We start from the raw sequence: 11,099 nt of genomic DNA, 5'->3' as shown, positions 1-11,099 counted from the left end.
TCCCCCGTTAACCAAGAATTCTATCCCTATTATACAAAAAAAGCCTGTAGATTTGGCCACTAGTTAGGGACTTTGTCTACAAGCTGACATCATTTTCTCTTTGGAGAAAATGATGTTTTTTGTGCGCCCGGCATGTACATGAACTATAGGGTGTAAGTCCCGAACCCCGAAGACAGAAGTAGAGGTTAGCCAAGAGCAAGGGTGTCCGTGGTGACAAAGGTATTATTTTAATTTAGCAAACTGTTGAATCTTAATTGTAGAAAACTGTTTAAAATTATTTGTGGAAAATTGTTTAATTCTACTTGACGGTTACAGGAGCCTTTCCCGTGGATAGAAGTCAACTAAACTCCACATTATTTTGCATTTAATATACTATAAAACTCTTTATCATTTTTATAGATTGTTACAACCGGCAAAAAATCCGGATTTTCTTCTAATAAGATTTTTTTGTAATCCTCAGCAAGTTTTTTCGCTTCATTCAATTCAACATCTTCATTCACATATAGAATTAATTTGGATATGCCTAATTCTTTAATAACACTATATTCTGCATCGATAACAGATTTCTCTTTCTCTACCTTTTCCTCTAATTTCGGATTCTTTTCTATTTTTAAAACTTCCTCGATTTCTTTCATTTCCTTCTCACCTTTATTTGAATTATTTTTTTCACCAGCTGCTTGTTGTTTCGTTGTAGAGCTGTTTTGGCTTTCTTTTACATTGCTTTCGGTATTGGCCGATTGCTCACTTTGCGTTTCTTTTTTTGTTGATTTCTCAGTTGCTTCCGTATGTTTCTCTTCCGCAGCTTTTTCGGATTCTTTCTCGTCTCCAAAACAACCGCTTAAAAGATTTAAAACTAATAACATACAAAATAATCCTTTTATTGCTTTCACGTTGATGAATTCACCTACCCTTTCATAAAATGCCAAGCCCTGCCATCATTATCATTATAATTTTGAGTATACTTCTCTTCAATACATGAATCCCTCAATTTATCCTGAATCTTCTATTCAAGCTTATAAGGTTCAAAAGAAAAAGCCCTGCAAGAGATTTCTCTCGCAGAGCGTTTCTATACGGCGCAGATCCATCCACTCATTAATAGTTGTAATAATCATCGCCATAGTAATAGTCATCATAATAGAAATAGTCATCATAATGCTCATTAGGGTTATTTATGCCTAATTGTTCAGAGAATAATTCAAGTCCGTTGCGATATAGTTTGTTGATTTCTTCCAACTGAACATTTGTGCCATTATTTGAAACATGTAATTTAAACACAGCCCAATATAGATTATCGCCTGTATTTGCAGGAACTTTAAATGGATAATTCGGAACATTTGAATTTCCTAAGAATACTTCTACTTTAGATTCAGAATCGCTTAGTGGATACCCTTTAGAGAAGTTATGAACAAAGAACAGATACTCGCCATCTTCAAGTTTACAGATTGTTGTTGTTTCCGGACCATAATATTCAATGTCATCCCAGTCTAAATCAACGTATTGGTATCCATCGCTTCCAATATATTCGCGATTCGCATAATATACATGGAAGTTTTTCGTAGCAGTATGTGAGTCAACGTCTCTTTCTACATCGTTCCAAGGTAACATTATTTTTAATTCATTGCTTGCTGCAGCACGCATAATTGTTTCATTTACGCCTGTTTTAATTTTGCCGTTTGCAACAGTTGCAACAAAGTTTGAAGTCAAGTAGCCAACTCCTGACATTGTACCGTAGAATGTTCCTTCGCTGTTAGTTGCTAAGAAATAATAACCGTCTTTATCTGTTACTGTTCTGTAACCTCCAGTAACTTCAATTGTTACATTCGGTGCAGGGACTGAATATTTTGACCACTACATCCTAATACGTTTGTATAAGTAGTTGTCGCTGTTCCAGTTAATGAAGTATTGCTTGCGTTTGGTTTAACAGTGATAGATACGTTTTGTCCATAGGATTAAGAAATTGGTTCAAATCACAATTTTTATGCTGATTGATCGTAAGCTAAAACTGGCCATTCGATTGTTCTGCCGTTTACTGTAGCTGTTACATTAAAGTCGCTTGCTGATAAATTATAAATTGGTTTACTGAAGTAAGGTTTAAAGATATTCAGCATTTCCTTCGCTCAAGTTTCTGCAATTAATTTGAAGCCTTTCAGTTACAGTGGAGGGGAGTGAATAGCCACTCCTCAAATGGAGAAGATTAGTAAAATACATTTACTGTAACCAAGTAATCTTTCTCTTGAGTACGTGAATATTCCATTAGTTCCAAACTTCCGCCAATGCCCAATTCTCTTATGGCTGCTCGAATTAAATGTGCCGTATTATCAATTGATTGATTTGTAACAAAACGGAAGGTAAAGCGATTTTCTTTATTATTTAATATTTTTTCATTCAAAAATTGAGCGAGATTGGTTTCATCCACCGTATAGTCAGGAGTTAAATACTGAAGTCCTAAACTTTCGATGAGTTCCATATCCCCGCGCTCCATCAGCACTTCCAAATAGTTTGTGTTGGCAGCAGGATATGGCTGCTCCCGGCCGTTTAGCCCCCCGTCTTTCCAAGAATGATCGTGGCGGATTTCGCTATCTGACAATAAATAGTAATGATACATCACTCGGCCTGGTTGATCTGGTATTGGGTCATCCCAAGTTGCGTCCAAATGATACCACTTGCCATCCAGCTGCACGAGATTCCAGGCATGGCCATTTCCATGGGATTCCCCGCTAATCAACCGCACTGGAATATCCAACTCATCGAGCATTAAATACACCAACATCGCATACCCATTGCACAAAGTTTTTCCATTCGTCAACGCAAAATATGGCGCATTGACTGCTTGATTGAGCGATTCATCATAGGCAATATGCGTCACCACATAATCATGGACTGCTTTCACTTTCTCATGGTCGTTCATGGACGGGTCGATGATGTCGGCCAAAATTTCTTTTACCCGTTTTTCTACATATTCCGCTTGTTCCTTTGTTTGGTAATAGTTAACTTTAAAATCGATTGTTGCTTCATTACCACTTCCAGACATATCTAAACTATAACCTTTGAAATCATAGTTTAAATATTCATTTTCTGCTAAAATCTCATCCAGCGCTTTTATTACCTTTTCCTCTAATTTACTTAAGTCTCCAACATATTGAATTGAGAATTTCGTTTGCCGCTCGAGCATGGCTTTTTCAATTTGCTCTTTCCATCCATCTGAAGGAGTGGATGGATTAGATGATACTTGCAGCGTAAAACTTTCTTTTCCATTATGATTTTCATAAGTGACAGTTGAATGATGGTTTAATTTTTCGATGAATTCTGAATTTGAGATGGTTGTTTTTTCACCATTTTGGAGTAGATAATACGTCGCATTGCTATTTAATGGCAAAGAAACAATTCCATTTGCATCTTGAATTTCAATTGTATTGGCAGCAATGTTGTTCACTTTTCCTGTAATGGTTTTATGGATTTCTTGAATTGTAAAATTCATTCGAATTTCTTTGTTTAATGGCTGCTGCTTTTCGGATACTACATCCTTAGCTACCACCAATATGTAAGATGAACCATAGGAATAACCGGACGCCGGCGCCTCAACAATTACTTTGTAACCATCGTTTGATACTTTCGGTTCTTTGCCCTCAACCCGTCTCCCGTTTTCATCGAGAACGTAGATGGTATGGGTGTTGACCGATCTTGGATCGACTTTTTGATTGAAAGTAATTGTAAAAGGGTGGTTTGGATCTACGTCTTTCTTATCCCATGGCGATTCGGCAAAAGCATTAATTGCTCCAAACAAGAAAAATGCTGCAAATAGGATAATCGAAACATACCCTCTCAAAAATTTCATATACTTCCTCCTTTCACCATTCTAATAATATCACAAATAATTATTTGTCATCTAGAGACGGTTCGTGCGGCTCATACTAATGAATTGCCCAGGAGAACCGTCCCCACTTGCCTACAACTCGTTCAATGAATCTCGCAAATCTCTGACAACATATCCGGCATGGGAACATAAGCTTTCGGAACACAGATCCGAGCCGCCACATTATGGGGAAAATCAAGTTCATATACTAAAAACTTGTGAACTACCCCCACTTAATTTCTAGCGAAAATTTGAAGTGGGGGCTTCCAAAGAAGTTTGACTGCTTTAAGCAATCCTTATTCTTTGAGGCGTGTCCACTTCGCCGCTAGAGCATAAGACACTCAGGTCTACAGCTTTACTTTTCTTCAAGATATTTAATGCACCATTTACATCAGCGTTGATTAGTTTGCCGGACTTTGTTCGATACAAACCTCGCTTAATACGTTTGCCACTGAACTTATATTCTTTTGGATTGTCGGCATTATATTCAGGAATCTCATCCCCGTCAAAAAAGCTGGCTTTAGACGTATATGACTCTTCCTGTTTGAAGAATTTAATGCCGTAAAATTTACAAAGATACTCTAGTTTTTCTTTTATATTACCGAGAGGAATATTGACAAAGTTTTGATTTGTCTTTTTTCCCAGATTGATATTGCGCTGCAATGTTTCAGCATAGCCTATGACAAGGTTGCCAATTTGATTTTCAAGGCAATAGTTAATGATGTAACGGCAAGTCTTATTGATATAATCATTAACTTTATTATTGCGATTCATAGCAAGCAAAGCTTGTTTACGAGTTGTACCTTTGATTTTTTGCTTATCTTTAATGCTTTGAAGTCTGGCATTTTCTTTGTTAAACCATTGATTAATACTTTTTAATCTCCGCCCATCAATGATGAACGATCTGCCGTCTGATGTGACACAAGTGGCAAGATTATTCACTCCTAAATCAATCGCCAGTGCTTTTTGGTCATTTAATTCTCTTTGATCTTCAGGCATTTCATATTTATACTGAATCTCAAAGAACCTGGCATGATGTTTAGGAATAATTTCAATCTGCTTAATCTTTTTGTCAAGCAACACAGGCGGAATCGTTATCGTGATAGGCTTATGAGTCTTTTTATACAGATTCGAATACGGTATCGTGAATTTGTTGCCGTCTATACGAATTTGACCAATGATTAGTGAATGAAAGCCATCTTTTTTAAGATATTTTGGGATACTGATAGCCTTGTAGTCATATTTGCCTTGCTTGGCTAGTTTTACTAAGCCAAAGAAAGATTTAAAAGATTCGTTAACCTTTTTTAAGATTTGCTGTGCCATGTTGCTATTTAACAGCTTATAGTTTTCGTTCGTTTTTGCAAGATGATAGTTTTTCTCATAATTAAGAAATTCCTTGTGTTCAAAATAGTATTGTCTGACATTGTATAATCCGACGTTGTATATGTTTTTGGCAATATGGCACAGTTCTCTAAGAGTCAAGTATTCTTCTTTCGTCAAACCATTTAGCTGTTGCTTGATACAAAAATACATTTTTTCACCTCCCATCTAACTATATTTTACTTAATTTTACTGAAAATAATATAGATTCAGTAAAATATAGTTAAGGCGATTCATCTCCCACTTACTCCGCTTCGCTTCGTTGAAGTGGGAGTCTTCTCGCCTATTGTAGATAAAACGACTAACGATCGTACCCGTCAAATTGAATTCTGATTCCGATTCAACTTCCCCTCAACGATCGTTCCACTCTCAGTCTTGTATGTGTAATTCAAGCAACAGATTGTTTTGTTGAACAGCATAAATGAATTCCCAAACGCTCCATTTTTCGTTTTCCATAAACTCCCTTAACTTGCTCTAGAAGTTCATTACAATTTATGGTATGGTAATAACAACCTATATCTTAGGAATTAAAATAAAGTGAAAAAATACGCATTCAAACTTTTATTTCGAAAGGAGAGTAAAAGTGCGAATTCAATATAATCAAGGGCAATTCGTACAAAACCGATATCATCATACCAATACGAATTTAAACAAGACGTTAAAGAAACTGTCTTCAGGATATCAAATCAATAGTGCTTCCGACGATGCCGCAGGACTTGCAATCAGCGAAAAAATGCGAGCTCAAATCCGAGGTCTAAATCAAGCCGGGGAAAATATAGAGGATGGATTATCGTTATTACAGACAGCTGATGAAGCTTTAGGTCAAATTATAAACCCAAATTTACAACGTATGCGTGAGCTAGCAATCCAAGCTGCCAACGATACATTAACAGATGATGACCGTGCAAACATTCAAAAGGAAATAGATAACATCATAAAAGGTATTAATGATATCACAGATGGTACTGAGTTCAACACGATTAAATTGTTGCAGCCACCTATTGAACTACCACCTGCAACCCCTACAGGAATTGTCGATCTCGTGTTAGTTTTTGATGATACGGGTAGTATGGATCTCATTCAAAAGAAATTCGCGGATAATATACAAAACTTACTTACGTCCATCCAAAATAAAGGAGTTCATGATATCCGAATTGGGATTTTAAATTATGCAGCAGGATCTAATATGGGGATTGATGAATGGTATGATGCCAGTCTATTTGATGGACAAGTATGGACATCGGACCCTAACAAGGTCATTAACGAAATTAATAATATCGCTCAATCGACCCGGGGCGGTATAGAAAAAAATATGACTGCCCTCCAAAAAGTAATAGAATATTATAACTTCAGAGAGTTCCCAGATAGTAATACTCGATACAAACACATTATTCTTGTTACAGATGAACCTGGGGATGATAACAATTTAGCAGCTGAAACTGCACAAATGTTAAATAACAACAATATTACGGTGCATGGTGTTTATCATTTATCAGGTCCTTGGACTTCCCCAGGATTAAATCATGTTATCAATGAAACAGGCGGAAAAAAAGTTGAAATAACTAATGCTAATTGGGGAAGTCAACTTTCAAGTGTTATTGGGGAAACCATTGGAGAAGTAGCGAATGTTCCAGAAGAGCCAGATACAATGCAACCAATCATTCTACAAATTGGCCCTAATGAGGGACAACAATTAAGATTTAATTTATATGATTGTAGGGCACATAAAATTGGTGTAGATCCATTATCTGTGACAACTCGCCAAGAAGCAGAATTAGCTCTAAGCAAAATTGATGCAGCCATTGAATTAATTACTAGCCGTCGTAGTGAATATGGAGCATTATATAATCGATTAGAATTTGCCCTTCACGATGTTAAAAATATTGAAGAACAATTAACAAAAGCCGAATCAACATTACGTGATGCAGATATGGTGAATGAAATAGCTAAATTGAATAAAGATCAAGTGCTTCTACAATCCTCCCAATCAATGATGGTTCAAATTAATCAAATGAGCCAAGGGATTTTACAATTATTGAAATAAGGAGCTCTATAATATTTGGTGTTGGTGGGTAAAAACCAGCACCAATTTTTTTACACAAAAAAATGAGACAGAGACAAAACTCTGGTAACATATAATCGACCAAAACCACATTTACAAGGAGTGATGTCACATGTCTCATCATTATTCAATACGTAATTTATTAAATATTAAAGATAAAAACATTTGATGAACATTTTTGTGCAGAAGAACTCATTAAAGGGGTCCAATCAAAAGTCTTTTATGGCCAATTAACTTACCAACCAAAAGCGTGCTATGCTTGTGGCCATGTCTTCGATGATCAAATCATTAAACACGGTTTTAAAACGTCTCTCATTAAAATGCCTAGCATTTCAGGTTTTCATACCTACTTAAAATTGCGTAAACAGCGTTATTTCTGTAAACATTGTCATTCCACGTTTACTTGAAAAACGAGCGTCGTGGCTAAAAACTGTTGTATTTCCAACAATACCAAAGTATCGATTGCTTTAAACGCCAAAGATAAAATATCCGAAAAAGATATTGCAATGAAACATAATGTTTCTCATGCCACTGTCAGTAGAGTCATTGACAGCTTTTATAGCTACTATCAGCCGAATTATCACTATCTTCCTAAGCACCTGTGTTTTGACGAGTTTAAATCAGTGAAATCCGCAGCTGGAGCGATGTCCTTTATTTTCTGCGACTCTGAAACGGGGGAGATTGTGGATATCGTGGAGGACCGGAGATTACATGTCCTTAAAGAGTATTTCTTACGGTATTCCAAGAAGGCGAGAGATGCGGTAAAAACGATTGTCATCGATATGTACAGCCCTTATATTTCCTTAATCCAAGAAGTTTTCCCTAAAGCGGAAATCGTACTCGACAAATTCCATATCCTCCAACTATTTAGCAGAGCTTTAAACAAAACGCGCATCAACGTCATGAATCGGGATAAAAAGAATTACAATAAATTGAAAACATACTGGAAGCTCCTTCTGAAAGATCAAACAAAACTTGATTATAAGAACTATACATATCATCGTTGCTTTAAAAAGATTACCTCGGTATCGGATTGAGTCTCAAATGGATATCCCTTTGCAAGCGATTCCTCCCTCAATTCCACATAGTGATAGATTTCGCCATTAAATATAATCCAATATCGCTCATTTTCATAAGACAATGGCTGATGCCCTGCCTCAAGGTCAATAATGCTCAGCCGTCGAAATCCAAAGTTTACATATTCATCAAAAAAATAACTATCATCGTCAGGACCCCGATGAATAATGATATCATTCATTTCTTGAAACGTTTCTTTCCATTTTCCATCAATGGTTCTCGTATGATCATGAATGCACCCAATAAAACCGCACATGATATTGTTCCCTCACTTTATCAAGTGAATTTATAGATTCACAATGTTGCTGTCAGAATAGTATATTTTTTGAAAAACATAAATTTAACAAGCTCTATTTTCTATAGAGTTCCTGTAATGAACTTTTAACAATGATTTCTTCTGAAATCTGTTGCGATATTCTCATAATAGAAACAGATTAACATAAAAAACGTTAAAATTAGGGAAAATTACCTAAATTCCATCTATTCTATATGAATTAAATCTTTTATAAACACTTAATCTTTATCCTCTTGACAGACTCCTACATTTCCTATTAGACTGATTAATTCAAAAATAGGCAAACAAGCTATTACCTATAACCGCAAGTAACCGGTTATAGATAGTGACTTGTTTTTTATTTCATCCCTCTCATTAACATCGAATAATGATTGTATTTTCCCAAAATTACTTATATAGCTCTTTTCTCCATAAATTTTGCAAATTTATTTTTTATGATGATATTAGCAATGATTCAAATGACATATTTACGGAGGGAGCTAGAATGAAGAAATTATTGTTTGGAACCGTTTTGGCGGGAGTTGTTGCTATTGGTGCGGCATGCTCAAACGATTCGATGCAAGGACATGATATGGCAAACATGAAAAATAAAACGCCTGAAGTCAGCAAACAACTGCCTTCAGCAACAAATATGGAAGTGTTAACGGGCAAAGAGATTCACCTTACCGCAAAGGAAGCGCTATTACAAATAAATGACAAAGTAAAACTTCCGGTCTACACGTACAATGGATCGGTTCCAGGAGCACAAATCCGGGTGAAACAAGGAGATACGGTGAAAATCCATTTGAAAAATGAATTACCAGAACCGGTTACGATTCACTGGCATGGCTACCCTGTTCCAAATCGTCAAGATGGAGTTCCGGGCGTCACGATGAACGCAATTCAACCGGGTGAAACCTTTACGTATGAATTTACTGCAACCGTACCGGGAACATATTGGTATCATTCTCATCAAGAAAGCGCGAAACAAGTAGATAAAGGGTTGTATGGCACATTCATCGTAGAGCCGAGGAATGAAGAAAAAGCCGATCGGGATTATACACTTGTATTCGATGAATGGATAAGTAATCCTGATGAAAGCAACATGGATATGAGCGGCATGGATCATAGTCAGATGGAACATGGCTCGATGAACAGTATGAATCACGATATGAGTATGTATGATATTTTTACGATTAACGGGAAAAGCGGTTCCGCTATCAAACCTTTAAAAGTGAAGAAAGGAGAAAAAGTACGACTTCGCCTTGTAAACGCAGGATACATGTCCCACAAACTCCATTTACACGGTCATGATTTTAAAATTGTCGCAACAGACGGGCAACCGTTAAAAGATCCGCAGCCAATCAAAGATGAATTATTAAATATTGCTCCGGGTGAACGTTACGATATTGAATTTACAGCGAATAATCCGGGAGAATGGTTATTAGAATGCCATGGTAATATGAAAGGTACCGGTGACATGAAAGTGAAAATTCAATACGAAGGCGAAAAAGGCAACACTGATAAAGCGAATGCAACAGAAAATTTACCTGTAGTTGATATGACAAGCTACGGAAAGCAAGAGTTGGGTGAATTTACATTAGATCAAAAATATGATGTAGAGTATACAATGGATTTAGGAACCGCGATGGGCAAAGATGGCATGGTCTTCACGATTAATGGGAAAACGTATCCTGAAACAGCACCTGTCAATGTGAAGACAGGAGATTTAGTAAAAGTAAAATTGGTGAACCATTCACCGACAGATTTACATCCTATGCATTTACACGGACACTTCTTCCAAGTATTAAGTAAAAATGGTAAGCCAATTACAGGCTCTCCATTGATTAAGGATACGTTGAATTTAAAACCGGGTGAAGAATATGTAGTCGCATTTAAAGCGGATAATCCGGGAAATTGGATGTTCCATTGCCATGACTTGCACCATGCTTCAGCCGGAATGGTCACAGAAGTAACATATAAAGATTACAAATCTGACTATAAGCCAGATCCGAATGACACAACAAATAAACCTGAATAACGATGAAAATGGGGCTGTCTAAAAAGTCCATTTTAGTTGAAAATCCGCCAAAATTAAAACCCAAAGAATGTTGATTTTACAGCATTCTTTGGGTTTGCTTTTTTTAGATTTCGGGATTAAATACTACTTTTCGGACAGCCCCATTCTTACCTCTAGCAAGTGTTTTTTATTAAATAATTTGGTTCACATAGATGAGGCTGGGACAAATCTAAAAAAACATCATTTTCTCCAAGGAGAAAATGATGTTTTTTTGATATGTTATTAAAATTGATTTCCGTTCCGGGGACGCTTTCCGCGGGCCCGGCTCGAGCCCAATGTCAGAAACTTATACAACCAATAATTTACAGTTAGTAGGCAACCATCTGGTTGTCTACTTTTAAAAATACTATTCAACCTACAAAGTGTTGATAAT

Annotated in this window: 9 protein-coding genes and 1 pseudogene; 4 read left to right on the top strand and 6 right to left on the bottom strand. The window is 36.4% G+C overall.

Annotated elements, in window-relative coordinates; all coding sequences use genetic code 11:
• Nucleotides 1-353: 353 nt before the first annotated feature.
• The 5 genes from DKZ56_RS02145 to DKZ56_RS02130 all read right to left on the bottom strand — a co-directional run bounded on the left by DKZ56_RS02145 (nucleotide 354) and on the right by DKZ56_RS02130 (nucleotide 5,386).
• Complete coding sequence (locus tag DKZ56_RS02145) at nucleotides 354-863, bottom strand: hypothetical protein (protein ID WP_208651064.1); 510 nt, start codon at nucleotides 861-863, stop codon at nucleotides 354-356.
• Between the two features lie 229 nt (nucleotides 864-1,092).
• Entirely contained in the window at nucleotides 1,093-1,704 is a 612-nt protein-coding gene (locus DKZ56_RS02140) for a hypothetical protein (RefSeq protein WP_208651063.1), read from the bottom strand.
• Between the two features lie 272 nt (nucleotides 1,705-1,976).
• Nucleotides 1,977-2,108, bottom strand: coding sequence for a hypothetical protein (locus tag DKZ56_RS15690; RefSeq protein ID WP_281275677.1), 132 nt, complete (start codon nucleotides 2,106-2,108; stop codon nucleotides 1,977-1,979).
• An 86-nt stretch (nucleotides 2,109-2,194) separates the two neighbouring features.
• The gene (locus DKZ56_RS02135) at nucleotides 2,195-3,835 is read right to left on the bottom strand and encodes an Ig-like domain-containing domain (protein WP_208651062.1); all 1,641 of its coding nucleotides are present in this window, start codon (nucleotides 3,833-3,835) and stop codon (nucleotides 2,195-2,197) included.
• 303 nt (nucleotides 3,836-4,138) lie between these two features.
• Complete coding sequence (locus tag DKZ56_RS02130) at nucleotides 4,139-5,386, bottom strand: RNA-guided endonuclease InsQ/TnpB family protein (protein ID WP_208651061.1); 1,248 nt, start codon at nucleotides 5,384-5,386, stop codon at nucleotides 4,139-4,141.
• Nucleotides 5,387-5,816: 430 nt separating this feature from the next.
• Between DKZ56_RS02130 and DKZ56_RS02125 the strand changes: the two genes are divergently transcribed.
• The 3 genes from DKZ56_RS02125 to DKZ56_RS15450 all read left to right on the top strand — a co-directional run bounded on the left by DKZ56_RS02125 (nucleotide 5,817) and on the right by DKZ56_RS15450 (nucleotide 8,332).
• Nucleotides 5,817-7,277, top strand: a complete 1,461-nt coding sequence (locus DKZ56_RS02125; protein ID WP_208651060.1) for a flagellin N-terminal helical domain-containing protein — start codon at nucleotides 5,817-5,819, stop codon at nucleotides 7,275-7,277.
• Nucleotides 7,278-7,441: 164 nt separating this feature from the next.
• The gene (locus DKZ56_RS15885) at nucleotides 7,442-7,702 is read left to right on the top strand and encodes a transposase family protein (protein ID WP_222837149.1); all 261 of its coding nucleotides are present in this window, start codon (nucleotides 7,442-7,444) and stop codon (nucleotides 7,700-7,702) included.
• A gap of 99 nt (nucleotides 7,703-7,801) precedes the next feature.
• On the top strand, nucleotides 7,802-8,332 hold the full coding sequence (locus tag DKZ56_RS15450; protein WP_342775805.1) for a transposase: 531 nt from the start codon (nucleotides 7,802-7,804) through the stop codon (nucleotides 8,330-8,332).
• On the opposite strand, the pseudogene DKZ56_RS02115 reads toward DKZ56_RS15450, so the two are convergent.
• Nucleotides 8,311-8,628 (bottom strand): annotated as a pseudogene (locus tag DKZ56_RS02115) (class II glutamine amidotransferase domain-containing protein); the annotation flags it as partial. The gene DKZ56_RS15450 and the pseudogene DKZ56_RS02115 overlap by 22 nt on opposite strands.
• Nucleotides 8,629-9,151: 523 nt before the next feature.
• On the opposite strand from DKZ56_RS02115, the gene DKZ56_RS02110 reads away from it, so the two are divergent.
• The gene (locus DKZ56_RS02110; RefSeq protein WP_208651059.1) at nucleotides 9,152-10,687 is read left to right on the top strand and encodes a multicopper oxidase family protein; all 1,536 of its coding nucleotides are present in this window, start codon (nucleotides 9,152-9,154) and stop codon (nucleotides 10,685-10,687) included.
• The last annotated feature ends 412 nt before the right edge of the window (nucleotides 10,688-11,099 follow it).

This window comes from Ureibacillus thermophilus, from assembly GCF_004331915.1.
GTDB classification, from domain to species: Bacteria; Bacillota; Bacilli; order Bacillales_A; family Planococcaceae; genus Ureibacillus; species Ureibacillus thermophilus.
This window is presented reverse-complemented; position numbering and strand designations above follow the sequence as displayed.

Coding starts and splice junctions, on each gene's coding strand:
- DKZ56_RS15450 (WP_342775805.1), top strand. CDS start 7,802: ATGAAACATAATGTTTCTCATGCCACTGTCAGTAGAGTCATTGACAGC.
- DKZ56_RS02145 (WP_208651064.1), bottom strand. CDS start 863: ATGTTATTAGTTTTAAATCTTTTAAGCGGTTGTTTTGGAGACGAGAAA.
- DKZ56_RS02110 (WP_208651059.1), top strand. CDS start 9,152: ATGAAGAAATTATTGTTTGGAACCGTTTTGGCGGGAGTTGTTGCTATT.
- DKZ56_RS15690 (WP_281275677.1), bottom strand. CDS start 2,108: ATGCTGAATATCTTTAAACCTTACTTCAGTAAACCAATTTATAATTTA.
- DKZ56_RS02130 (WP_208651061.1), bottom strand. CDS start 5,386: ATGTATTTTTGTATCAAGCAACAGCTAAATGGTTTGACGAAAGAAGAA.
- DKZ56_RS02135 (WP_208651062.1), bottom strand. CDS start 3,835: ATGAAATTTTTGAGAGGGTATGTTTCGATTATCCTATTTGCAGCATTT.